We start from the raw sequence: 24,374 nt of genomic DNA, 5'->3' as shown, positions 1-24,374 counted from the left end.
ACCGCCAGCGTGCGGCGCTGCAACATGCGCCGCACGGGGCTGCGCTCACGAAATGCCCCGATGTGGCGAAACCCCGGTTTATAATCGTCCGCTAGACATAGAACAGCAACCCGCGCCGGACGAATCACGCAGCATCGATTGCAGCGCCCGCCAGTCCGGCACACACAGGGCCGGACGACATGGAAGCGAAACCTCCCCGCCGCACCCGCGAACGGATTCTCGAGTTGTCGTTGAAACTCTTCAACGAGATCGGCGAGCCGAACGTCACGACCACGACGATCGCCGAGGAAATGGAAATCAGTCCAGGCAACCTGTACTACCATTTCCGCAACAAGGACGACATCATCAACAGCATCTTCGCGCAGTTCGAGCAGCAGATCGAACGGCGGCTGCGCTTTCCCGAAGATCATCGTCCGACAATCGACGAAACCTGGTCATACCTGCAGTACATGGCCGATTTCATGTGGACCTACCGGTTCCTGTATCGCGACCTCAACGACCTGCTTGCCCGCAACCGCACGCTCGAGACGCACTTCAAGCAGATCATCAGCCACAAGGTGCGCTTCGCGCGCGACATGTGCGAACTGCTCGTGTCCGATGCCGAGATGGTCGCGACGCCCGCCGAGATCGAGGTCATCGCCACCAACATGGCCGTCATTTCGACGTACTGGCTGTCGTATCAGTACGTGATGCATCCGCGCAAATACAACGACCAGGACGCGATCCGCGAGGAACTGCACCAGGTCAGCATGCACGTGATCTCCGTGATGGCACCTTACCTGCGCGGCCGTTCGCGCCAGTTGTTCGACGACCTGGTCTCCGGCAAGCTGCCGAAGCGCCAGTTCACCGACTACCTGCCGCCGCGCGACGGCTCGCCGCGCCCCGCCGGCAGCCCGGTCGTCGTTGGGCAAGCCCCCGCCAAGGATCCCAAGCAATGAAGGCAGTGTGTGTTTACTGCGGCTCGTCATCCGGCGTGCGGCCCGTCTATGCAGACGCCGCGCGCGCATTCGGCCGCGCGCTCGTGGATGCGGATCTCACGCTCGTCTATGGCGGCGGCCGGGTCGGCCTGATGGGCGTGATCGCCGACGAAGTGATGGCGGCCGGCGGCCGTGCGGTCGGCGTGATCCCCGAACTGCTCGTCGACAAGGAAGTCGGTCATACGGGGTTGTCGGAACTGCACGTCGTGCCCGACATGCACCACCGCAAGAAAATGATGGCCGACCTGTCCGACGCGTTCGTCGCGATGCCCGGCGGCGCCGGCACGCTCGAGGAGCTCTTCGAGGTCTACACGTGGGCGCAGCTCGGCTATCACCGCAAGCCCGTCGCGCTCTACAACATCGATTCGTTCTACGATCCGCTGATCGCGCTGCTGCGCCATACGGTCGACGAGGGCTTCATGCGTCCGGCCTATTTCGACGCCCTGTGCGTCGAATCGGAACCCGTCGAACTGATCGAGCGACTGCGACGCTACCAGCCGCCCGCCCGCGACAAGTGGGCGCCCGACGCAGCCAAATAATCGTCACCGGAACCCGCACGCGATGACCGCACCGTCCGACCGCAAGGCCGTCCTCATCACCGGCGCGAGCCGTGGCATCGGCCGCGCGACCGCCGTACTCGCGGCCGAACGCGGCTGGGACGTCGGCATCAACTACGCGCGCGACGCGGCGGCGGCCGAACTCACCGCGCAGGCCGTCCGCGACGCGGGCGGCCGTGCGTGCGTCGTCGCGGGCGACGTCGCGAACGAAGCCGATGTCGTCGCGATGTTCGACACCGTGACGGCTGCGTTCGGCCGCGTCGACGCGCTCGTCAACAACGCGGGCATCGTCGCGCCGTCGATGCCGCTCGCCGACATGCCGGCCGACCGGCTGCGGCGGATGTTCGACACCAACGTGCTCGGCACGTACCTGTGTGCGCGCGAAGCCGCGCGCCGGCTGTCCACCGACCGCGGCGGCCACGGCGGCGCGATCGTCAACGTATCGTCGATTGCCTCCCGGCTCGGCTCGCCGAACGAGTACGTCGACTATGCGGGGTCGAAAGGCGCGGTCGACTCGCTGACGATCGGCCTGGCGAAGGAGCTTGGCCCGTACGGCGTGCGTGTCAACGCGGTACGCCCCGGCCTGATCGAGACCGACATTCACGCGAGCGGCGGCCAGCCGGGCCGTGCGGCCCGCCTCGGCGCAACGACGCCGCTCGGCCGCGCGGGCGAAGCGCAGGAGATCGCCGAAGCGATCATCTGGCTGCTGGGCGACGCGGCGTCTTACACGACGGGCGCCCTGCTCGACGTCGGAGGCGGCCGGTAATTCCGCCCAGCGGGCGCTTCAAAATCGCCGCCCGAAACAATCCGTCGTCACGACACCACAAATCTCCACAATTCCGTGACACGAACGGTAAACCTCCGTAACAATTCCGTGGTCTACTAGCGGACATTCAGACAGATGTCATAAACACCTGTCCGCCACCCCCTTGATATGGCCCTAATCGGTCCTGCCCATGTCGCCGGACCGGCTCGACTCGACCCGAGATTCCTTCCATGCCTGGAACCGCAGCGCCCAGCCGGCGACGCACGTCCGTGCCCGCCCCGGCCCAGCACACCCGCTCGACCGCCGACGCCGGCCTCACTGCAATGCTCGACGCCGCCGGCACGCCCGTCGCCGCCTCGACCGCCGCAGCCAGCGCCACGCGCGAACGCTCGCTCCTGCTCGGCTGGCGCACGTGGCTGTTCGTTGCCGCGCTGATCTGCGCCTATACGCTGCCGGGCGTGCTCGGCCACGATCCGTGGAAGCAGGACGAAACCTACACGTTCGGCATCATCCAGCACATGCTCGAGACCGGCGACTTCGTCGTGCCGACCAATGCCGGCCAGCCGTTCATGGAAAAGCCGCCGCTTTACGCGTGGGTCGCGACCAGCCTCGCATGGCTGCTGCAGCGCGTGATGCCGCTGCACGACGCGGCACGGCTCGCGAGCGCGCTGTTCGCCGCACTGGCGTTCGGCTTCATCGCGCGCGCGGCGCGCGTCGCCAGCCGCGCAGACTCCTGGTTCGATCTGCGCGTGATCGGTCCCGTCGTGCTGAGCGCGGGCACGCTCGTCGTCATCAAGCACGTACACGACATGATGACCGACGTCGCGCTGTTCGCCGGCACGGCAATCGGCTTCTGCGGGTTGCTCGAACTCGTGATGCAGCACCTCGCCCGCGCGCAGCAGATGCGGCACGGGCTGCCGGTCCGACCGTCGGGCCGCTGGGCCGCGCCGCTCTTCGGCGCGGGCGTCGGCATCGCGCTGATGGCGAAGGGGCTGTTCGTGCCGCTCGTGTTTGCGGCCACGCTCCTCGGCACACTGGTGCTCTATCCGGCCTGCCGCACCCGCTCGTTCGCGCGCGCGCTCGGCGTCGCCGCACTGGTGTTCGCGCCGTTCGCGCTCATCTGGCCGACCGCGCTGTTCCTGCGCTCCGAGACGCTGTTCATGACGTGGTTCTGGGATAACAACGTCGGCCGCTTCTTCGGTTTCTCCGTCCCCGAACTGGGCGCGGAAAACGACAAGCCGTTCTTCATCCTGCGCGCGTTCCTGCTCGTCGGCTTCCCGGTCGCGCCGCTCGCGATCGCCGCGCTCGCACGCGGTGCGTGGCGTGACTGGCGCACACCGCGCATCGCGCTGCCCGTGATGTTTGCGGGCATCGGGCTCGCCGTGCTACAAGTGTCCGCAACGTCGCGCCAGCTCTACATCCTGCCATTCTTCGCCCCGCTCGCGCTGGTGGCTGCGCAGGCGATCGAACGCCTGCCGCGCCAACTGCATCTCGCGTGGGACTACCTGAGCCGCATCCTGTTCGGCACGGCCGCCGCGCTCGCATGGGCAATCTGGGCGGTGATGGCCAATCCGGCCTCGTCGCGCAAGGATCTCGCGCTGCTTGGCCGCTGGCTGCCGCTCGACTGGACGATGCCGATCGAACCCGCGCTCGTGATCGGTGCACTCGCGCTGACGGTCGGCTGGCTGACGCTGCTGCCGAAGCTGCGCGCGACGGGCGTCTGGCGCGGCGCGCTGTCGTGGGGCGCCGGCGCACTCGTCGCATGGGGGCTCATTTACACGCTGCTGCTGCCGTGGCTCGACATCGCGAAGAGCTACCGCTCGGTGTTCGACGACCTGAACGCGCACCTCGCGCTCGAATGGAACGACGGCGACTGCATGGCGAGCCTGCACGGGCTCGGTGAATCGGAAGCGCCAATGCTGTACTACTTCTCGGGCATCCAGCACACGCCGATCGCCGACGCGAAGACGACGCGCTGCACCTGGATGATCGTCCAGGGTGTGCGGGCCGTCGATCCGGCGCCCGGCAACGAATGGAAACTGTTCTGGACGGGCGCACGCCCGGGCGACAACGAGGAACTGCTGCGCGTGTACGTACGCACGCCCGAACAGCACTTGGAGTAATGCGGGGAGGCACGGCGTCGTGCTTGCCCTCATGCCGGGCGTGGAAGAACCGGCACCACCGCCTGAGCAACGAACAGCCACTTGGAAGTGCGCGCCGCCGCCCAGCGCCCCGGCTAACACTGTGCCCGCACGACTCCGCGGGCCTGTCCCCTCCCCCGCGTCACGCCGCCGGCCCGGATCGTCAGAACGAGGAACCGGGCTCGCGAAGAAACGCCGTCTCCTCGTCACTCGATGCCCGACCGAGAATCGCGTTCCGGTGCGGAAAACGGCCGAAGCGCTCGACGACGGCCGCGTGCAGCAACGCGAAGCGGTGATAGCGCTCGCACCCTGCCTCGTCCCGGATGCTCGCGCACAGGCGCACGGCCTCGCGCTGGCTCTCGACCGACTCGTCGTGCTCGAACGGCAGATACGCAAACGCGCGGTGATGCCCGCTCGGCAACTGCGCGTCCCAGCCGGCCGCAACGACGCGGCGCGCGAGCGCGAGTGCCTTCGGATCGGCGGCAAACGCGCGCGGGGTGCCGCGATGGATATTGCGCGAGAACTGGTCGAGCACGACGATCAACGCAAGCGCCCCCGACGGCGAGCCTGCCCAGTGATCGCAGGCGCCGTCGCACGCGGCGTCGAGCAATGCGCCGTAGCGCGTGCGCAGCACGTCGTCGAACGCCGCGCCGCCGTTGAACCAGACCTTGCGGTTCTGCCCGAATTCGGCCGAACCCGGCTCGCCGAACCAGAAATCCAGAATCTCGCGCGCTTGCGGATCGAGCACCGCCGCGCCCGCGTGGGTGGCATCAACCGTCATGCAAACTCCAGCACGAGGCGCCGGGTGCGCGCACTCTTCTTTTCCAGTTTCGCGACCCGCAGCGCGCCGATTTCGGACGTGTTGCGTACATGCGTGCCACCGCACGGCTGCAGGTCGACCTGCTCGATGCGCAGCAGCCGCACACGGCCGAGACCCATCGGCGGCTTCACGCTCATCGTGCGCACGAGGTCCGGCCGTGCGGCCATCTCGTCGTCGGTGATCCATTCGGTCGTGACCGGGTGTGCGCCGGCCACCAGGCCGGCGAGGCGCCGCTCGACGTCATCGCGATCGATCGGGTCGGAAGTCGCGAAATCGAGCCGCACGTAGTCGGCCGTCACGCTGCAGCCGTCGACCGCGTACGGCAGCACCGCGCACATCAGGTGTGCCGCCGTATGCAGCCGCATGTGGCGGTAGCGGCGCAGCCAGTCGATCTCCGCGACCACGCGCGTACCCGGTACGAGCGCCGCGACACTCGCCTCCTGCCCCGGTGCGGGCACGTGCACGGCGTCGTCGGGCGTCGCGCCGTCGAACCTGGCCTTGCGTGTATCGGCAATTGCGATCGCGCTGCCGTCGGGCAACGTCAGCGTGCCGGTGTCGCCGGCCTGGCCGCCGCCAAGCGGATAGAACACGGTGCGGTCGAGCCGGATGCCGTCGTCGCCGACGGCCAGGACGACCGCGTCGCATTGGGTGAGGTACGCGTCTTCGCGAAACAGCGCTGGTGTCGTCATCGGGCGAGCCTCGTATCGATTGAGGGGAAGCAGCCAGTGTCGCGCCGCTCGGCGCGCGCGCCCAGACGCAGATCGTCCGGCGCGCGGGCGGCGGCGTACCGGTCGATCAACCGGGCCGGTTGCGCATCCAGTCGGCCGTGTCGTAGAACGAATGCATGAGCCGCTCGCGCAGCGGCTCGGGCAGCCCGATGTCGTCCATCGCCCACGCCATGCAGCGCAGCCACTGGTCGCGCTCGACCGACGCGATCGGGAACGGCAGGTGCCGCGCGCGCAGCCGCGGATGGCCGAACCGGCTGATGTAGTGGTCCGGGCCGCCGAGCCACCCGCACAGGAACCAGAACAGCTTGTCGCGCGAACCGTCGAGCGATACCGGATGCAGCGCGCGAATCTGCGCGAACTCGGGCTCGAGGTCCATCAGGTCGTAAAAGCGGTCCACCATCTCGCGCACGCGGGCTTCACCGCCCACGAGTTCGAACGCCGTCGGCTGCGACGGCGCATCGTCATTCACATCGGTCATACGGATAGTCGGAAAACGGGATCTTCGGGGGCGCCGGCGACGCTCATGCGTCGCGCAGCGACTGCAGCGCGGGGCGCCGCAACACATTATGCAGGCTCAACCAGCCGGCCGCACCGGCGCACGCGACGCCGGCCACGATGCCGGCCGGCACGAGCCACGGATCGACGGCGAGCTGGAAGTCGAACACGCGCGACGCAAGCACCCAGCCGACCGCGATCGCACCTGCGGATGCCAGCGCACCGGCCAGCGCGCCGACCACGACGAACTCCGCGCGCTGCACCGCGTTGACCTGCGCCCGTGACGCGCCGAGCGCGCGCAGCAGCGCAGCTTCGCGCACCCGCTCGTCGCGCGTGCCGGCCAGCGCCGTGTACAGCACGAGCACGCCGGCCGCGAGCGTGAACGCGAACAGGAACTGCACCGCGCCGACCACCTGCAGCATCATCCGCTGCAACTGCGCGAGGATCGGCGCGACGTCGATCGCGGTCAGGTTCGGGTAGCGCGCGATCAGCGGATCGAGCAGCGCGGCGTCCGATGCCGGCAAATGGAAGCTCGTCAGGTACACGGCCGGGAAATCCTTCAGCACCGGCGGCGGCATCAGCACGAAGAAATTGACGCGGAACGAACCCCAGTCGAGCTTGCGCACACTCGTGATCGGCGCGTCGACCGTCAGCCCCGTCACGTCGAAACGCAGCACGTCGCCCGGCTTCACGTTCAGCGTCTTCGCGAGGCCCGCCTCGATCGACATCTGCGGCGTGGCCGCGGTGCCGAACCAGCCGCCTTCGACAATCCGGTTGTCGGACGGCAGCTCGGTCGTATAAGACAGGTTGAACTCGCGGTCAACGAGCCGGCGCGCCTCCTCGGACGGATACGCGTCCGGATTCACCGGCTTGCCGTTGATCGCGACGAGACGGCCGCGCACCATCGGCGCGGGCACCGCGTCGCGCACACCGTGCGCGCTCAGGTAGGCCGCGACGTCAGCGCGCTGGTCCGGCTGGATGTCGATCAGGAATTGATTCGGTGCATCGGGCGGTGTCGACTGCCGCCAGCCCGCGACGAGGTCGTTGCGCGTGATCGCGATCAGCAGCAGGCACATCAGGCCAAGCGCGAGCGCGGTGATCTGCAGCGCGCTGGCCGTGCCGCGCCGGTGCAGCGACGCGAGTGCGTAGCGCCAGCCGATGCCCGCGGCCACGCGTGCATTGCGCACCGCGCGCGCGGCGGCGAACAGCACGAGCCGCGCGATCAGCGCGAAACCGACCAGCGCGCCGGCGAAACCGCCCGTGACGATCAGCCCGAGTTTCAGGTTGCCGGCGGCCGCGATCAGCAGCCCCGCGAACAGCACGACACCGATCGCATACGCGGCCCATGCCGTGCGCGACGCGTCGCCCCACTCGCGCCGCAGCACGCGCACCGGCGGCACGCGCGTGAGCGGCACGAGCGGCGGCAGCGCGAAGCCGAGCAGCAGCACGAGCGCGACACCCACGCCGATCAGCGCCGGCCACAGCGTGGGCGGCGGCAGCACCACGTCGATCAGGCCGCCAAGCGCGGCCAGCAACGCCCAGTGGCCGCCGTAGCCGAGCACCGCGCCTGCGGCGCCGGACACGATCCCGATGCAGGCGAATTCGAGTGCGAACAGCGCGCCGAGCGTGCGGCGGCTCACGCCAAGGCAGCGCATCGTCGCGCAGCCGTCGAGATGGCGCCGCATGTAGCGCTGCGCGGCCATCGCGATCGCGACCGCCGCGAGCAGCGCGGTGAGCAGTGCGACGAGCGTCAGGAAGTGACGCGCACGATCCAGCGTCTGCCGCACTTGCGGCTGGCCTTCCTGCAACGACTCCAGACCGACGCCGCGCAGTTTCCCGCCGTCGACACGTGCGTGCGCATACGCTTCGAAGCGCGCGACGGCCTGCTGGTCGCCGGCAACCAGCAGCCGGTACGTGACACGGCTGCCATAGCCCGTGAGCCCCGTCGCGGCCAGCTCGTCCGCGCGCATCATCAGCCGCGGCGAAAAATTGACGAAGGAAAAACCGCGATCGAGTTCGCGGGAGATCGATGCGGCGACCTTGAACACGCGCAGCCCGACGCGCACCGTATCGCCCGCTTTCAGGTGCAGCGCATCGAGCAGCGCCGGATCGGCCCACACGGTGCCGGGCGCGGGAATCCCGGCGGCCTTCTGCGCGGCGGCAGCGCCGGCCGGCAGGATCTCGACCGCGCCGCGCAACGGATAGCCGGGGGACACGGCCTTCACGGCCGCGAGGCGCGAGGGCGCAGCGTCGGCCGCCTGCCCGCCGGTGGCGGACGCGATCATGCTCGGGAAGATCGCGGTCGTCGCGGTACGCAGGCCGAGCGCGCGGGCCTGCCCGTCGAACGACGGATCGACGGGGCGATCGGCCCGCACGACGAAATCGGCGCCCAGCATCTGGCGCGCGTCGCGCTCGAGCCCCTGGCGCAGCCGGTCGGCGAGGAAGCCGACGCTCGTCAGCGCCGCGACCGCGAGCACCAATGCAAGAACGAGCAGCGTCAACTCGCCCGCGCGCCAGTCGCGCGCGGTCATGCGTGCGGCCTGGCGGACCAGGTCGTGCAGGCCGAAGCGGCCGGCATGCGCGCTCACCTCATGACCAGGTTGCCCGGCCGGCGGCAGTGCCGCATGTTGCCGCTCCTTCAATCGCGCTTTCCCCCGATCGAGTTCAGCCGCGACACCATGTGGTTCGCCATGCCGCGAAAGCCGCCGGAGACGCCGCGCCACAGGCGCGGGAGCGCCCACGCGGAGGCCGCGATGAAGGCGGCCAGCAGCACGAGGAACGCGAGCGGAACGAAGAACGCGAGCACGAGCCCGCCGACCACGAGGCCGTCCTCGGTCGACGAGGCGATCCAGTTCGAAATCGGTTCGGGCGACAGGTTGATCATCGCGCGCGTGCCGGCCTTCGCCACATGTGCGGCACCGGCGAGCGAGCCGCCCGCGAGCCCCGCGACCGCGAGCACGGTCGGATCCGCATGGCCGAGCGCGCCGGCTGCGAGCACGGCACCGGCCGGAATGCGGATGAAGGTGTGCACGGCATCCCACAGCGAGTCGAACGCGGGGATCTTGTCGGCAAGAAATTCAGTGACGGTGAGCACGGCTGCGGCGCCGATGACCCACGGCGACGTCAGGACGGCCAGCGTGTCGGGCAGGTGGAGCCAGCCGAACCGCGCCAGCACGCCGGCGATCAGCACCGTCAGGTACAGGCGCAGGCCGCTCGCCCACGCGAGCCCCGCGCCGAGCGAAATGGCTTCGATCATGGCCCTCTCCTTGCACTTTCCGTGCGCTTTGCCGATTGATCGGATCGAGGCGGACAGACCAGCCGCGCGGCGCGTGGCGACCGGCACCGCGTGCCGCAAAAAGCACGACGGTATTCAGGCCCGAATGCATTCCATTATAGACAGGCTGGACGGGCGGCCGGCGCAATTCCGCAGTGCGGCGCCCGGGCGCGAAGGCACCCGGGTGCCTTCGTCAGGCAGCCGACGACAGCTTGAGGCCGATCAGCCCCGCGACGATCAGCACAGCGCTCGCGACGCGCGCGACGGTCAGCGCCTCGCCCATCATCACGATGCCGAACACGAACGCACCGACCGCGCCGATGCCCGTCCACACCGCGTACGCGGTGCCGAGCGGCAACTGGCGCATCGCGACCGCGAGCAGCCCGAAGCTGGCCAGCGCAGTCACAATCGTAAACACCGACGGACCGAGCCTCGTAAAGCCGTCCGACGATTTCATGCCGGCCGCCCAGGCCACTTCCAGCAAACCGGCAATGAACAACCATACCCACGCCATCTCGACGTACTCCGTATCGGATGGGGCCGTCCCCGTTGAAACGAATGACCCGGGGTCGTCCCCGGGCGGCGCCGAGTATAACAAGATGCTTACGGACGCGGCGCGCGGCCGGCGGCCGATCGGGGGCGCGACCGGCCGGGCCCGGTCAGTTCGATACGCGCTTCGGCGCGGCGCCGCCGACGCAGCGGTCATCGCGGTACAGCGCCCACTCCTCGCACACGCGACCGTCCTTGAACACGCACATGCCGACCTGCCCGCTCGACAGGTTGCGGATCGTGTGGCGACCGCCGAGCTTGGCGCAATTGACCGACGCGGGATTGGCCATCGCCTGCTGGGACGACGACGGTTGCTGCCCGGGCGGCAGCGGTTGGGCGAACGCGCCAGACGCAGCAAGCGCCAGCGCACAGATGACGACCAGACGGACGGACATTGCACGCTCCTCGTTTTCGTTCGCGGAACGGTCAGGATAACGGGGAATGAGCGCCGGGTGTACAACGCACGCGTCGGCCGCGAGACTGTCGCGCCAGCGCAACCGTGCGGGCGCGCGACGTCACGCGCACGTGCGCCGCCGCGACCCGGCCGGGCCCGTCATGCGGCGCCGACGAGCCGGTAGCCGACGCCCGTCTCGGTCACGATGTACTCGGGCTGCGCCGGATCGCGCTCGAGCTTCTGGCGCAGGTGCGCCATGTAAATCCGCAGATAATGGTGGCTCTCGACGTGCGACGGCCCCCACACGTCGCGCAGCAGCTGGCGGTGCGTGAGCACGCGCCCCGCGTGCCGCACGAGCGTCGCGAGCAACCGGTACTCGAGCGGCGTCAGGTGCACGATCTCGTTGTCGCGCCACACCTGGCGCAGCGCGAGATCGACGCTCACGGTGCCGAAGCTCACCTTCGGCGATTCGTTCGCACCGCCCTGGTTGCGCCGGCGCAGTTGCGCGCGGATCCGCGCACGCAGTTCGGACACGCCGAACGGCTTGGTCAGGTAATCGTCGGCGCCGGCGTCGAGCGCCGCGACCTTCTCTTCCTCCTGCGTGCGCGCGGACAGCACGATCACCGGCACCTCGGACCAGCCGCGCAATTCCCGGATCACGTCGAGGCCGTCGGTATCGGGCAGACCGAGGTCGACGATCACGAGGTCGGGCTTGCGCGTCGCCGCGTCGATCAGCCCCTGCTTGCCCGTCTCGGCCTCGAACACCGCGATGTCCTCCTCCTCGAGCGCGGCGCGCACGAAACGGCGGATCTGCTTTTCGTCCTCGATCAGGACGACGGTCAGGCTGGGTTCACTCATGGTCTGGCAATGATTCGGATGGGGACGACGCGCCCGGCACGTCGGGTTCGTCGTCGGGTACGGCAGGCGCGGCAGGCGGCGTCTCGACCGGCAACGTGAACCAGAAGCGCGCGCCCGTCACGTGGCCGTCGGGCGCGGTGCGGTTGAGCGCGCCGATTTTACCGCCGTGCGCCTCGACGATCGCGCGGCAGATCGCGAGGCCGAGGCCGATGCCCGGCGTCGCCGATTCCTTCTCGCCGCGCGTGAACTTGTCGAAGATCCGCGTTTCCATCCCGGCCGGCAGGCCGGGGCCGTAGTCGTCGACGAGCACGCGCACGAACGGCAGCCCGTCTTCGGTCACGCGCTCGGCGCCGATGTCGAGCGGCGTATCGGGCGGCGTGTACTTCGCCGCGTTCTCGAACAGGTTGGTGAACAGGCGCTCCATCAGCACCGCGTCCATCTGCAGCAGCGGCAGGTCGGCCGGCAGCACGACGCGCGCGGAATGACGCGCAAGCACGCGCTTGCATGCGGCGAGTGCCGCGCCGACGGTTTCCTCGAGCAGCGACCACTGGCGCTTCAACTGCAGGCTGCCGGCCTGCAGCCGCGCCATGTCGAGCAGGTTCGTGACGATGCCCGTCATCCGCAGCGCCTCGTCGTGGATCGCGTCGACGAGTTCGCCCTCGCGCTGCGCGAAGCGCTCGGCCGCCGCCGCGTCGCCGCCCTGCGCGGCCGCGCGCCCGTTCGCGAGCATCGACGAGAAGCCGACGATCGTCGTGAGCGGCGTGCGCAGGTCGTGCGAGATCGCCGACAGCAGCGAGTTGCGCAGCCGCTCGGACTCCATGCTCACCAGCGCGTCGCGCGCGATCTCCACGTAGTGCACGCGCTCGAGCGCGAGCGCGATCTGCGCGGCGAATGCGTCAAGCATCCGCTGCTGCTCCGGCACCTCGAGTTCGCGCGGCTCGCGCGACGCAACCGCGAGCACCCCGCGCGTGCGCATCGGCGCCTTCAGCGGCAAGTACAGCGCGACCGTCGCAGGCAACGTATCGGTGCCGCGGCCGGCCGGCTTCTGCTGGTCGTACACCCACTGGCCGACGTCGCTGTCGAGATCGGCGCCCGTCAGCGTGACGGCCGCGTCGGGGTCCTCGATCTTCTGCCGCACCTTGTCCGCGCTGTCGGGCAGCAGGAACGCGACGCGCGCGCGGAACACCTCGCCCACGTGGCGGCTGCCGATCTCGACGATCTGCTCGGTCGTCAGCGCCGCGCCCAGCTCGCGCGCCATCGCATAGATCGCGCCGGTGCGGCGCTCGCGGCGCTGCGCGACGCTCGCCTGGCGCGTCAGCGTCGAGGTCAGGTGGCTGATCACGAGCGACGTCAGCAGCATCCCGAAGAAAGTCAGCAGGTATTGCGTGTCGCTGACCGAGAACGACATGCGCGGCGGCACGAAGAAATAATCGAACGCGGCCACCGACAGGAACGACTGCAGCACGCCCGGGCCGCGCCCGAGCCGCACGGCCGAGAACACGACGCCGAGCAGGTACAGCATCACGAGGTTCGTGAGGTCGAGCCGCTCGGAGACGAGGCTCGCGACGACCGTGATCGCCGCGCAGATCGCGGCCGCATACACGTAGTGCCGCGGCGGCGAACGATGCGTGCCGAACTGCGCGAACGCATCGCGCCAGTCGCGCGCACGCGCGTCGAGCGGTGCGGCGCGCGCCTCGTCGCTCGCGGACGCACGGATCAGCATCAGGTCGACGTCGCCCGCGCGTTCGGCGAGCTTCTCGCCGAACGGCCGCACGAAGCGACGCATGAGTCCGACCTTCGGCGAGCCGCCCGCGACGATCTTCGACACGTTGCGCACCTTCGCATAGCCGATCAGCGCGGCAACCGCGTCGGCGCCGGCGAGCGTGGCCGTCTCCGCACCGAGTTCGGCCGCGAGCTTCAGCGCGTCGAGCGTGCGTTGCCGCCGCGCATCGGGCAGCCGCTGCAGGCGCGGCGTCTCCACATAGACTGCGATCCAGTCGGCCTTCAGGCTCGCCGCGAGCCGCGCGGCCGCCCGCACGAGCGTCGGCGCCTCGGGGCCCGGCCCGACGCACACGAGCAGCCGCTCGCGCGCCTGCCAGATGCGCTGGATCGAACGGTCGGCGCGGTATTCGCGCATCTGCGCGTCGACCCGGTCGGCCGTGCGCCGCAGCGCCAGTTCGCGCAGCGCGATCAGGTTGCCCTTGCGGAAGAAGTTGCGCACCGCACGCTCGGCCTGCTGCGCGAGATAGACCTTGCCGTCGCGCATCCGCTCGAGCAGTTCCTCGGCCGGCAGGTCGACGAGCGTGACTTCGTCGGCCGCGTCGAACACGCGGTCGGGCACCGTCTCCCACACGCGGATGCCGGTGATCGCGCCGACCACGTCGTTCAGGCTTTCCAGGTGCTGGACGTTGACGGTCGTGTAGACGTCGATGCCCGCGTCGAGCAACTCGTACACATCCTGCCAGCGCTTCAGGTGCCGGGCGCCCTGCACGTTCGAGTGTGCGAGTTCGTCGACGAGGATCAGTTGCGGCTGGCGCGCGAGCGCGCCGTCGAGATCGAATTCGGTGAGCGTGCGGCCGCGATAGTCGATGCGCGCGAGCGGCAGCACGTCGAAGCCGTCGAGCAGCGCGGCGGTTTCGCTGCGGCCGTGGGTCTCGACGATGCCGACGACGACGTCGACGCCTTCCTGCAGGCGCTGGCGCGCGGCCTGCAGCATCGCGTAGGTCTTGCCGACACCGGCCGATGCGCCGAAGAAGATCTTGAGCTGGCCGCGCCGCTGCTTTTCTTCGTCACGCTGCAGCTTGTCGAGGAGTTGGTCTGGATCGGGACGATTCATGCGTCAGAAAGGCGGAGCGCCCGGATGCGCGCGAGTACCAGCATTGTTGTTCCAAATCGCCGCAAAAGGCAAAGACGGCGCATGCGCCGTCGGGAAAAAGCGCGTCCGGCGCGAATCGGGCCGCGCCGGACGCCGCTTGCCGCCGCAAGCCTGGACGCGCGGTCAGTGCGCGGCCTGGGCCGCGTCGAGCGCGAGGTTCAGCTTCAGCACGTTCACGCGCGGTTCGCCGAGCACGCCCAGCTGGCGGCCCGTCGTGTTCGCGGCGACGAGCTGCGCAACCGCGTCGGGCGCCAGGTTGCGCGCCTTCGCGACGCGCTCGACCTGGTACGCGGCGGCGGCCGGCGTGATCTCCGGATCGAGGCCGCTCGCCGACGCCGTCACGAGGTCGACCGGCACGGGCTTCGACATGTCGGTGCCCGCGTCACGCAGCGCGGCGATGCGCCCCTTCACCTGGTCGGCGAGCGACGGGTTCAGCGGGCCAAGGTTCGAGCCGCCGGAGCCTGTCGCGTTGTACGGCATCGGCGCGGTAGCCGACAGCCGGCCCCAGAAGTACTTCGGCGCATCGAACTGCTGGCCGATCAGCGCGGAGCCGACTGCCTTGCCGTCCTTCTCGATCAGGCTGCCGTTCGCCTGCGACGGGAACACGGCCTGGCCGAACACGGTCATCACGGCCGGGTAGGCGAGCCCCGTCACCGCGGCCAGCACGGCAAAGATCACGACGAGCGGACGAATCAACGTTTTCATGATGTTTCCTTCAAATACGACCAGCTCAGGCCCAGCCGAGCGCCGCGAGCGTCATGTCGATCAGCTTGATGAACGGGAACGGCAGCAGCACGCCGCCGAGGCCGTACACCAGCAGGTTGCGGCGCAGCAGCGATGCCGCGCCGAGCGGACGGTACGTCACGCCCTTCAGCGCCAGCGGGATCAGCGCGACGATGATCAGCGCGTTGAAGATCACCGCCGACAGGATCGCCGACGCCGGCGACGTCAGGTGCATGATGTCGAGCACGCGCAGCTGCGGATAGGTGGTCACGAACGCGGCCGGGATGATCGCGAAATACTTCGCGATGTCGTTCGCGATCGAGAATGTCGTCAGCGAACCGCGCGTCATCAGCATCTGCTTGCCGATCTCGACGATCTCGATCAGCTTCGTCGGGTTCGAGTCGAGGTCGACCATGTTGCCGGCTTCCTTCGCCGCCTGCGTCCCGGTGTTCATCGCGACCGCCACGTCGGCCTGCGCAAGCGCCGGCGCGTCGTTGGTGCCGTCGCCCGTCATCGCGACGAGGCGCCCGGCCGCCTGGTGCTCGCGGATCGTCGCGAGCTTAGTTTCCGGCGTCGCTTCCGCGAGGAAATCGTCGACTCCTGCTTCCGCCGCGATCGCCGCGGCCGTCAGCCGGTTGTCGCCCGTCACCATCACGGTCTTGATGCCCATCTTGCGCAGTTCCGCGAAGCGCTCCTTGATCCCGCCCTTCACGATGTCCTTCAGCTCGATCACGCCGAGCACGCGAGCCGCACCCTCATGCAGGTCGGCCACGACGAGCGGCGTGCTGCCGCGGCGCGCGACTTCGTCGACCGCGCGGCGCACTTCTTCCGGGAAGCGGCTGCCGTGTGTCTCGACGTAGTTGCGGATCGCATCGGCCGCACCCTTGCGGATCTCGCGGCCAGGCAAGTCGACGCCGCTCATCCGCGTCTGCGCGGAGAAGCCGATGAACGTCGCGTGCAACTGCCCCATGTCGCGCTGGCGAATGTTGAAGCGCTCCTTCGCGAGCACGACGATGCTGCGGCCTTCCGGCGTTTCGTCGGCGAGCGACGACAGCTGCGCGGCATCGGCCAGCGCTTCCTCGGTCACGCCCGGCGCCGGCACGAACGTCGATGCCTGGCGGTTGCCGAGCGTGATCGTGCCGGTCTTGTCGAGCAGCAGCACGTCGACGTCGCCGGCCGCTTCGACCGCACGGCCCGACGTCGCGATCACGTTCGCCTGCATCATCCGGCTCATCCCGGCCACGCCGATCGCGGACAGGAGGCCGCCGATCGTCGTCGGGATCAGGCACACGAGCAGCGCGACGAGCGCGGTGATCGTCACCACGTGGCCGGCCTTCATCGCTTCGACCGAGAACATCGAGAACGGCAGCAGCGTCGCGGTCGCGAGCAGCATCACGATAGTCAACGCGACGAGCAGGATCGTCAGCGCGATTTCGTTCGGCGTCTTCTTGCGCTTCGCGCCTTCGACCATCGCGATCATCCGGTCGAGGAACGCCTCGCCCGGGTTCGCGGTGACCTTCACGACGATCCAGTCGGACAGCACGCGCGTGCCGCCCGTCACCGACGAGAAGTCGCCGCCCGATTCGCGGATCACCGGTGCGGATTCGCCGGTGATCGCCGATTCGTCGACCGATGCGACGCCGTCGACCACCTCGCCGTCGGCCGGGATCACGTCGCCGGCCTCGACGAGCACGACGTCGCCACGGCGCAGCTCGGTCGCGGTCGTGATGCGGATCGGCGACTTCGGGTGCGGCTCGTTGAGCTTCTTCGCCATCACGTCTTTCTTCGCGCTGCGCAGCGACGCGGCCTGCGCCTTCGAGCGCCCTTCGGCGAGCGCCTCGGCGAAGTTCGCGAACAGCACCGTGAACCACAGCCACAGCGCGATCGCGAGGATGAAGCCCGCGGGCGCCTCGGCCTGGCCGGCGAGCGCCGCGATCCACAGGATCGTGGTCAGGATGCTGCCGACGTACACGCAGAACATCACCGGGTTGCGGAACTGCGTGCGCGGCGTGAGTTTCTTGAACGAGTCCACGATCGCCGGGCGCAGCAGCGCCGGATCGAACATGGACCGTGTTGCGGAATGTTGAGTCATTGCGATCTCTTCAATCTCTTCAGTCTTTTCAAGGTGTCGCCATGCGGGCGCGCATCACGCGCCCAGCCACATCATCAGGTGCTCGACGCCCGGGCCGAGCGCAAGCGCCGGCACGTAGGTCAGCGCGCCCACCAGCAGCACGGTGCCGAGCAGCAGCACGACGAACAGCGGACCGTGCGTCGGCAGCGTGCCGCTCGTCGCCGCGATGCGCTTCTTCGCGGCCAGCGAGCCGGCGATCGCCAGCACCGGCACGATCGTGCCGAAGCGGCCGAACCACATCGCGATCGCGGTCGTCCAGTTGTAGAACGGCGTGCCGACCGTCAGGCCCGCGAACGCGCTGCCGTTGTTGTTGGCGGCCGAGCTGAACGCGTACAGGATTTCCGAGAAGCCGTGCGGCCCCGGGTTCGCGATGCCGGCCTTGCCCGCATCGGCGAGCACGGCGACCGACGTGCCGACCAGCACCAGCAGCGGCGTGAGCAGCACGACGATCGACACCATCTTCATCTCGTAGGACTCGATCTTCTTGCCGACGTATTCCGGCGTGCGGCCGATCATCAGGCCGGCGACGAACACCGCGAGCAGCGCGAACACGAGCATCCCGTAGAGCCCCGAGCCGACCCCGCCGTAGACCACCTCGCCGAGCTGCATCAGCAGCATCGGCACGAGGCCGCCGAGCGGCGTCAGCGAATCGTGCATCGTGTCGACCGCGCCGCACGACGCGGCCGTCGTCGCGACCGTGAAGATGCCGCTCTGCGCGATCCCGAAACGCGTTTCCTTGCCTTCCATGTTGCCGCCCGGCTGCAGCGCGCTCGCCGACTGGTCGACGTGCAGCGCGGCGAGCGTCGGGTTGCCGCCCTGCTCGGCGTTGACCTCGACGCCGACCGCGACCGCGAACGCAACCGTCATCGCCGCGAGCACCGCGATGCCCTGCCGGCGGTCGCCGATCACGCGGCCGAACACGAGGCACAGCGCGGCCGGGATGATCAGGATCGAGAAGATCTGCAGGAAGTTCGCGAACGGCGTCGGGTTCTCGTACGGGTGCGCGGAGTTCGCGTTGAAGAAGCCGCCACCGTTGGTGCCGAGCATCTTGATCGCTTCCTGCGACGCGACCGGGCCCATCGCGAGCGTCTGCTTCGTGAGCGGGGTCGGCACCGTCACCGGGTTGCCCTTGTCGTCCTTCACCGGGTTGCCCTGCGCGTCGAGCTTCGGCGCCGCATAGGTGCTCGCCTGCAGCACCGGCACGTCCTGGTACGCCTTCATGTTCTGGATCACGCCCTGGCTCATCAGCAGCGCGGCGATGATCATCGACATCGGCACGAGCACGTACATCGTCACGCGCGTGAGGTCGACCCAGAAGTTGCCGATGGTCTGCGACGTATGTCGCGCGAAGCCGCGGATCAGTGCAACCACGACCGCGATGGCAGTCGCTGCCGACAGGAAGTTCTGCACGGTGAAGCCGAGCATCTGCGCCAGATAGCTGACGGTCTGCTCCGGCGTGTAGTCCTGCCAGTTCGTGTTGGTGACGAAGCTGATGGCCGTGTTGAACGCGCCATCGACCGTCATCGCGCCGAATTGCTGCGGGTTGCCGGGCAGGAAGCCCTGCAGGCGCAGCAAGCCATAGAGGAACAACGCGCCGAGCGCGTTGAACGCGATCGTCGCGACCGCGTACTGCTTCCAGTTCATCTCGCTGCCGGCATCGACACCGGCGATGCGGTACAGCGCGCGTTCGAGCGGCCCGAACACGCGCACGACGCGCGAACTGCCATCCATCACCGCCGTCAGGTAGCGGGAGACCGGAACGGCCGCCGCCAGCAGCACGACGATGAACAGCAGCGATTGCAACAGGTTGTTCGCGTTCATTCGATGTCCTCCGCGCGCAGCAGCGCAAAGACGAGGTACGCGAACAGCAGGGCCGTCGAGGCGCCCGCCAGCCAAAGCATCCAGGTCATGCTCGCCCCCCGCGACCGTATTGCACGAGCTTCTCGCAACCGGCAATCAAACCGAGGATCAGCGCGGTGAAAAGCACCAGGGCGCCGATAAAAACCCCATCCATTTTTGTGTTCTCCGTCGTCGAAGTCAGACGACTAGAACCTTATGGGAACGCACGTAAAGGACGGGTCAAAGGTATCGGGGCGCGTATAAAAAACGCGTAAACGCGGAATCCAGGGGAGAACGGCAGGAACCGTGAGGCAGGACGGACGGCGCCGTGGCGCCGTCCGGAGAAGCGCGTGCCGGCGGGGCGCCGGCACGAAAAGGCAGCTCAGGGAACGAGGATCGTCGAGCCGGTGGTCTTGCGCGCTTCGAGATCCTCATGCGCGCGGCCGACTTCCGCGAGCGGATAGCGCTGGTTGATGCTCGTCTTCACCTTGCCCGACAGCAGCACGTCGAACAGCTCGGCGGCGGCGGATTCGAGATCGGCGCGCTTCGCGATGTACGAGAACAGCGTGGGCCGCGTAAAGAACAGCGAGCCGCGCGACGAGAATTCCTTCGAATCGATCGGCGGCAGCGGGCCCGACGCATTGCCGAAGCTGACGAACATCCCGAGCGGCGCGAGGCTGTCGAGCGAGCCGATGTAGGTGTCCTTGCCGATCGAGTCGTAGACGACCGGCACGCCCGCGCCGTTCGTGATCGCCTTCACGCGCTGCGTGAAGTTCTCGCGCGTGTACACGATCGGATGGTCGCAACCGTGCGCCTTCGCGAGCGCGGCTTTCTCGTCGGAGCCGACCGTCCCGATCACGGTCGCGCCGAGCGCCTTCGCCCACTGGCACACGAGCAGGCCGACGCCGCCGGCCGCCGCGTGGATCAGGATCGCGTCGCCGGCTTTCACCGGATACGTGCGGCGCAGCAGGTAGTGCGCGGTCAGGCCCTGCAGCATCACCGACGCCGCGTCGTCGTAGCTGATGCCGTCGGGCAGCTTCACGAGCCGCTCGGCCGGCATCACGCGCTCCTGCGCATACGCGCCCGGCGGCTGCCCGACGTACGCGACGCGGTCGCCCGCCTTGAGCGCGGTCACGCCTTCGCCGACGGCCGTCACCTCGCCCGCCGCCTCCATCCCGAGGCCGCCGGGCAGCGCTTGCGGGTAAAGGCCGGTGCGGAAATAGACGTCGATGTAGTTGAGGCCGACCGCGTGCTGCCGGATACGGACTTCACCCGCCTTCGGTTCGCCGACCTCGACATCGACCCACTTCATCACGTCGGGGCCGCCCGGCTGGGCGTAACGGATTGCTTTCGGCATGCGTCGTACTCCTGGATGGGATGTTCAAGGGAGAGTCGACCGTCTGAGGACGGAACACATGATTGTCGCGCGTCGGCGAATTCCTTGCTCGCGTCGGAAAGGCAGCGAGGCGGCTAGCTGCGATCCATCAAACAGGCCCGCCCAAAAAATCCGCATGAAAGCATAAAGACAGGCTTATGTATGCCGTAAAGAAAGAGATCGGCCAATCACGCCGATGTGCAAATGTGCCGTCCAACTTCAATCACAATCAAATCGAGGATCCGAGTCATGCGCATTCCCGTCGTTGCATCCATCTTGCTTGCCCTGGTCTCCAACACCGCGCAAGCCGCCACTTCGGTCATGATCGACGCGAAGCAGAACTGCCTTCAAAACGCGATCACGCCAGGCCCGTCATACGGAAATTCAGCTGCCTTTCAGCTCGCCCCCGGCCGCTACGTAATGTCGCTGTCGGCGAACACCATGAGTTGCACAGGCGGAAGCGGTTGCCTGATCGACAGCCTGCATGTGGTCGGCGGCATGGGCACTTCGCGATGGGGCGTGTCGGTGACGAAGCAGCCGATCATCGTCGACGTGCCCCCCGTAGCGAGCGTCCTCACCCTTTGGGGCTTCGTTACCGACGACGCCTGCTCTGACAATACCGGGCAAGCCACCCTGCTGATCCAGACGGTCAACTGATTCACCCGCGGCGATTCAACCCTGAAAACGTACGAACGGCAGCCGACGACCGCATCGTCGCGATCGTTCGAGCAGCGGGCGGCGAGGCCGGCGCCTAGCAAACGTCCTCCATGTTCCGAGCCAGATCGTCGAGCAGCATCCGCGCGGTCGCGACGTTGGTCGCGATCGGCACGTCGTGCACGTCGCACGCGCGCACGAGCGCGGTGATGTCGGGATCGTGCGGCTGAGCGGTCATCGGGTCGCGCAGGAACACGACGATGTCGACGCGGCCTTCGGCCAGCTCGGCGCCGATCTGCAGGTCGCCGCCGAGCGGCCCCGACAGCTTGCGCTCGACCTCCAGCCCATGCGCGGCCGCGATGCGGCCGCCCGTCGTGCCCGTCGCGACCAGCCGGCATTGCGCGAGCGTCGCGCGAAATTGACCCACGAGCGCGACGATCTCGTCCTTCTTCGCGTCGTGCGCAATCAGTGCGATGCGGGGTTTGCTCATCTCCGGTTCCTTCGTCGTTCGGTTGTGGTCGTGATCGTGATGCGAGGGGGCGCGTCAGAACGTGCCCGGATACGCGCCGCCGTCGAGCAGCCAGTTCTGCCCGGTGATGTAGCCGGCATGCACGCTGCACAGGAACGCGCACGCCGCGCCGAACTCTTCGCGCGTGCCGAGGCGGCCGGCCGGGATGTCCTTCGTGCGCCGCGCACGCATCTCGTCGACGCTCACGCCCTGCGCCTTCGCCGACGCGGCGAGCGTGGTCGCGATCCGGTCGGTGTCGAACAGGCCCGGCAGCAGGTTGTTGATCGTCACGCCCTGCCCCGCGACCTTGCGCGACAGCCCCGCGACGAAGCCGGTCAGCCCCGAGCGCGCGCCGTTCGACAGCGCGAGCACGTCGATCGGCGCCTTCACGGCCGAGCTCGTGATGTTGACGATCCGGCCGAAACCGCGCGCGATCATCCCGTCGAGGGTCGCGCGGATCAGCTCGATCGGCGTCAGCATGTTCGATTCGAGCGCGCGGATCCAGTCGTCGTGCGAGAAGTCGCGGAAGTCGCCGGGCGGCGGGCCGCCGGCATTCGTCACGAGAATGTCCGGCTGCGGGCACGCGGCGAGCGCGGCCGCGCGCCCGTCCGGCGTCGTGATGTCGCAGGCGACCGCGGTCACCGACACGTTCGCGCCGGCGCGGATCTCCTCCGCGGTTTCCTCCAGCGTGGCGCGCGTGCGCGCGACGATCACGAGGTTCACGCCCTCGGCGGCCAGCGCTTGCGCGCAGCCACGGCCGAGCCCCTTGCTTGCCGCGCACACGAGCGCGGTCTTTCCTTCGATACCGAGATCCATCGTCGACTCCTTGGTGGCGACACACGCCGGCTCGGCCCCGTCGCGCCGGCGCATGGACCCCGGGCGGGTCAGGCGGGCAATCGGGCGGGCACGGGTGCGCGGATTGTCGTGAGACGTCGATATTATCCGGATCGTGCGGCGCGCCTTGGTAAAATTGCGGGCATAAGCGCGCGGCCGGCTTGCGCCCGCCGCCGCCCCCGATCCTCTTTTGCCGCCAAGGCGCCCCCGCCATGAAACAGGACAGCCGTTTCCCGAATCTCTTCATCACCGATCACCCGCTGATCCAGCACAAGCTCACGCACATGCGCGACAAGGACACGTCCACGCGCACGTTCCGCGAACTGCTGCGCGAAATCACGCTGCTGATGGGTTACGAGATCACCCGCAACCTGCCGATCACGACCAAGCGGGTCGAAACCCCGCTCGTCGAGGTCGACGCGCCGGTGATCGCGGGCAAGAAACTGGCGATCGTGCCGGTGCTGCGCGCGGGCATCGGGATGTCGGACGGCCTGCTCGACCTGGTTCCGTCGGCGCGCGTCGGCCACATCGGCGTGTACCGCGCCGACGACCACCGCCCGGTCGAATACCTGGTGCGCCTGCCGGACCTGGAAGACCGCATCTTCATCCTGTGCGACCCGATGGTCGCGACCGGCTACTCGGCCGTGCACGCGGTCGACGTGCTCAAGCGCCGCAACGTGCCGGCCGCGAACATCATGTTCGTCGCGCTGGTCGCCGCCCCCGAGGGCGTGCAGGTGTTCCAGGACGCGCACCCGGACGTGAAGCTGTTCGTCGCGTCGCTCGATTCGCACCTGAACGAGCATGCGTACATCGTGCCGGGCCTCGGCGACGCGGGCGACCGCCTGTTCGGCACCAAGAACTGAGCACCGGCACGGCCGCGCGGCGCGCGGCCCGGCTCGCGGCGGCCTGCCTGGCCGTCCGGCCATGCGCGGCGGCCCCGATCAGGCGGTCGCCGCGTGATAAAATCTCGATCCACTCGACACGCGCGGCCCCGCGGCTTCATGCCCGCCGAAACGGCCGCCGATTCAACGACACATTGAAACAATCGCCCGCGCAGCGCGCCCGGGCACGGAGAAAGGTATGGCTGGTCATTCGAAATGGGCCAACATCAAGCATAAGAAGGCAGCGGCCGACGCGAAGCGCGGCAAGATCTGGACCCGCCTCATCAAGGAAATCCAGGTCGCGGCGCGCCTCGGCGGCGGCGACGTCAGCTCGAACCCGCGCCTGCGTCTCGCGGTCGACAAGGCGGCCGACGCGAACATGCCGAAGGACAACGTCAAGCGCGCGATCGATCGCGGCGTTGGCGGCGCGGATGGCGCGAACTACGAGGAAATCCGTTACGAAGGCTACGGCATCAGCGGCGCGGCTGTCATCGTCGACACGCTGACCGACAACCGCACCCGCACGGTCGCGGAAGTCCGCCATGCGTTCTCGAAGTTCGGCGGCAACATGGGCACCGACGGCTCGGTCGCGTTCATGTTCGATCACGTCGGCCAGTTCCTGTTCGCACCGGGCACGTCGGAAGACGCGCTGATGGAAGCCGCGCTCGAAGCCGGCGCGAACGACGTGAACACGAACGACGACGGTTCGATCGAAGTGCTGTGCGACTGGCAGGCATTCTCGGCGGTGAAGGACGCGCTCGAAGCCGCCGGCTTCAAGGCCGAACTCGCCGAAGTGACGATGAAGCCGCAGAACGAAGTCGAATTCACCGGCGACGACGCGGCGAAGATGCAGAAGCTCCTGGACGCGCTCGAGAACCTCGACGACGTGCAGGACGTGTATACGAACGCCGTCATCGTCGAGGAATGATGTGCCGGCCGCCGTGCTCCTGTCGCGGCGGCGGCCCGACCGAATCCGCGGCCGGCGCGCCTGAGCG

General features: G+C 68.6%; 23 protein-coding genes. 7 read left to right on the top strand and 16 right to left on the bottom strand.

Annotated elements, in window-relative coordinates; translation table 11 throughout:
- The first annotated feature begins 179 nt into the window (after positions 1-179).
- The 4 genes from LGN17_RS23695 to LGN17_RS23680 all read left to right on the top strand — a co-directional run bounded on the left by LGN17_RS23695 (position 180) and on the right by LGN17_RS23680 (position 4,423).
- The gene (locus LGN17_RS23695) at positions 180-938 is read left to right on the top strand and encodes a TetR/AcrR family transcriptional regulator (protein WP_226198839.1); all 759 of its coding nucleotides are present in this window, start codon (positions 180-182) and stop codon (positions 936-938) included.
- Positions 935-1,516, top strand: a complete 582-nt coding sequence (locus LGN17_RS23690) for a TIGR00730 family Rossman fold protein (protein WP_175951124.1) — start codon at positions 935-937, stop codon at positions 1,514-1,516. The genes LGN17_RS23695 and LGN17_RS23690 overlap by 4 nt, the downstream gene beginning before the upstream one ends.
- 22 nt (positions 1,517-1,538) lie before the next feature.
- Positions 1,539-2,300 (top strand): SDR family oxidoreductase, encoded by a 762-nt coding sequence (locus tag LGN17_RS23685; protein ID WP_226198838.1) that lies wholly within the window; start codon positions 1,539-1,541, stop codon positions 2,298-2,300.
- A gap of 230 nt (positions 2,301-2,530) precedes the next feature.
- On the top strand, positions 2,531-4,423 hold the full coding sequence (locus LGN17_RS23680) for an ArnT family glycosyltransferase (RefSeq protein ID WP_226198837.1): 1,893 nt from the start codon (positions 2,531-2,533) through the stop codon (positions 4,421-4,423).
- A gap of 181 nt (positions 4,424-4,604) precedes the next feature.
- Here LGN17_RS23680 and LGN17_RS23675 read toward each other — a convergent pair whose 3' ends face one another.
- The 14 genes from LGN17_RS23675 to LGN17_RS23610 all read right to left on the bottom strand — a co-directional run bounded on the left by LGN17_RS23675 (position 4,605) and on the right by LGN17_RS23610 (position 20,484).
- Positions 4,605-5,222, bottom strand: a complete 618-nt coding sequence (locus LGN17_RS23675) for a DUF924 family protein (protein ID WP_226198836.1) — start codon at positions 5,220-5,222, stop codon at positions 4,605-4,607.
- Positions 5,219-5,950, bottom strand: coding sequence for an alanyl-tRNA editing protein (locus tag LGN17_RS23670; protein WP_226198835.1), 732 nt, complete (start codon positions 5,948-5,950; stop codon positions 5,219-5,221). Before LGN17_RS23670 ends, LGN17_RS23675 begins: the two co-directional genes overlap by 4 nt.
- Before the next feature lie 106 nt (positions 5,951-6,056).
- Positions 6,057-6,467 (bottom strand): group II truncated hemoglobin, encoded by a 411-nt coding sequence (locus tag LGN17_RS23665; RefSeq protein WP_175971469.1) that lies wholly within the window; start codon positions 6,465-6,467, stop codon positions 6,057-6,059.
- Positions 6,468-6,510: 43 nt separating this feature from the next.
- Positions 6,511-9,126: an ABC transporter permease gene (locus LGN17_RS23660; RefSeq protein ID WP_226198834.1), complete on the bottom strand. Its 2,616-nt coding sequence runs from the start codon at positions 9,124-9,126 to the stop codon at positions 6,511-6,513.
- A complete protein-coding gene (locus LGN17_RS23655; protein ID WP_175971471.1) occupies positions 9,123-9,740 on the bottom strand; it encodes a DUF4126 domain-containing protein in 618 nt (205 codons plus the stop codon). Before LGN17_RS23655 ends, LGN17_RS23660 begins: the two co-directional genes overlap by 4 nt.
- 211 nt (positions 9,741-9,951) lie before the next feature.
- The gene (gene sugE, locus LGN17_RS23650; RefSeq protein WP_226198833.1) at positions 9,952-10,272 is read right to left on the bottom strand and encodes a quaternary ammonium compound efflux SMR transporter SugE; all 321 of its coding nucleotides are present in this window, start codon (positions 10,270-10,272) and stop codon (positions 9,952-9,954) included.
- A 145-nt stretch (positions 10,273-10,417) separates the two neighbouring features.
- Positions 10,418-10,702, bottom strand: a complete 285-nt coding sequence (locus LGN17_RS23645) for a DUF333 domain-containing protein (protein ID WP_226198832.1) — start codon at positions 10,700-10,702, stop codon at positions 10,418-10,420.
- Positions 10,703-10,860: 158 nt separating this feature from the next.
- Positions 10,861-11,559 (bottom strand): two-component system response regulator KdpE, encoded by a 699-nt coding sequence (gene kdpE, locus LGN17_RS23640; protein WP_175951114.1) that lies wholly within the window; start codon positions 11,557-11,559, stop codon positions 10,861-10,863.
- Positions 11,552-14,395: a DUF4118 domain-containing protein gene (locus LGN17_RS23635; RefSeq protein ID WP_175951113.1), complete on the bottom strand. Its 2,844-nt coding sequence runs from the start codon at positions 14,393-14,395 to the stop codon at positions 11,552-11,554. Before LGN17_RS23635 ends, kdpE begins: the two co-directional genes overlap by 8 nt.
- Before the next feature lie 162 nt (positions 14,396-14,557).
- On the bottom strand, positions 14,558-15,139 hold the full coding sequence (gene kdpC / locus LGN17_RS23630) for a potassium-transporting ATPase subunit KdpC (RefSeq protein ID WP_175951112.1): 582 nt from the start codon (positions 15,137-15,139) through the stop codon (positions 14,558-14,560).
- A 25-nt stretch (positions 15,140-15,164) separates the two neighbouring features.
- A complete protein-coding gene (kdpB, locus tag LGN17_RS23625) occupies positions 15,165-17,249 on the bottom strand; it encodes a potassium-transporting ATPase subunit KdpB (protein WP_226198831.1) in 2,085 nt (694 codons plus the stop codon).
- Positions 17,250-17,303: 54 nt separating this feature from the next.
- On the bottom strand, positions 17,304-19,109 hold the full coding sequence (gene kdpA, locus LGN17_RS23620) for a potassium-transporting ATPase subunit KdpA (protein ID WP_226198830.1): 1,806 nt from the start codon (positions 19,107-19,109) through the stop codon (positions 17,304-17,306).
- A complete protein-coding gene (gene kdpF, locus LGN17_RS23615) occupies positions 19,106-19,198 on the bottom strand; it encodes a K(+)-transporting ATPase subunit F (protein ID WP_006752209.1) in 93 nt (30 codons plus the stop codon). The genes kdpA and kdpF overlap by 4 nt, the downstream gene beginning before the upstream one ends.
- Before the next feature lie 311 nt (positions 19,199-19,509).
- The gene (locus LGN17_RS23610; protein WP_226198829.1) at positions 19,510-20,484 is read right to left on the bottom strand and encodes a quinone oxidoreductase family protein; all 975 of its coding nucleotides are present in this window, start codon (positions 20,482-20,484) and stop codon (positions 19,510-19,512) included.
- Positions 20,485-20,751: 267 nt separating this feature from the next.
- On the opposite strand from LGN17_RS23610, the gene LGN17_RS23605 reads away from it, so the two are divergent.
- Positions 20,752-21,159, top strand: coding sequence for a hypothetical protein (locus tag LGN17_RS23605; RefSeq protein WP_226198828.1), 408 nt, complete (start codon positions 20,752-20,754; stop codon positions 21,157-21,159).
- A gap of 94 nt (positions 21,160-21,253) precedes the next feature.
- Here the strand turns inward: LGN17_RS23605 and LGN17_RS23600 are convergent, their stop codons facing one another.
- On the bottom strand, positions 21,254-21,646 hold the full coding sequence (locus LGN17_RS23600) for a methylglyoxal synthase (protein ID WP_226198827.1): 393 nt from the start codon (positions 21,644-21,646) through the stop codon (positions 21,254-21,256).
- Between the two features lie 54 nt (positions 21,647-21,700).
- On the bottom strand, positions 21,701-22,480 hold the full coding sequence (locus LGN17_RS23595) for an SDR family oxidoreductase (protein WP_175951108.1): 780 nt from the start codon (positions 22,478-22,480) through the stop codon (positions 21,701-21,703).
- A gap of 230 nt (positions 22,481-22,710) precedes the next feature.
- Here LGN17_RS23595 and upp point away from each other — a divergent pair, with 230 nt between their 5' ends.
- On the top strand, positions 22,711-23,361 hold the full coding sequence (gene upp, locus LGN17_RS23590; RefSeq protein ID WP_011352740.1) for a uracil phosphoribosyltransferase: 651 nt from the start codon (positions 22,711-22,713) through the stop codon (positions 23,359-23,361).
- 217 nt (positions 23,362-23,578) lie between these two features.
- Positions 23,579-24,307: a YebC/PmpR family DNA-binding transcriptional regulator gene (locus tag LGN17_RS23585; protein WP_175951107.1), complete on the top strand. Its 729-nt coding sequence runs from the start codon at positions 23,579-23,581 to the stop codon at positions 24,305-24,307.
- Positions 24,308-24,374: the final 67 nt, after the last annotated feature.

This window comes from Burkholderia sp. AU30280, from assembly GCF_020420125.1.
Taxonomy (GTDB): domain Bacteria; phylum Pseudomonadota; class Gammaproteobacteria; order Burkholderiales; family Burkholderiaceae; genus Burkholderia.
This window is presented reverse-complemented; position numbering and strand designations above follow the sequence as displayed.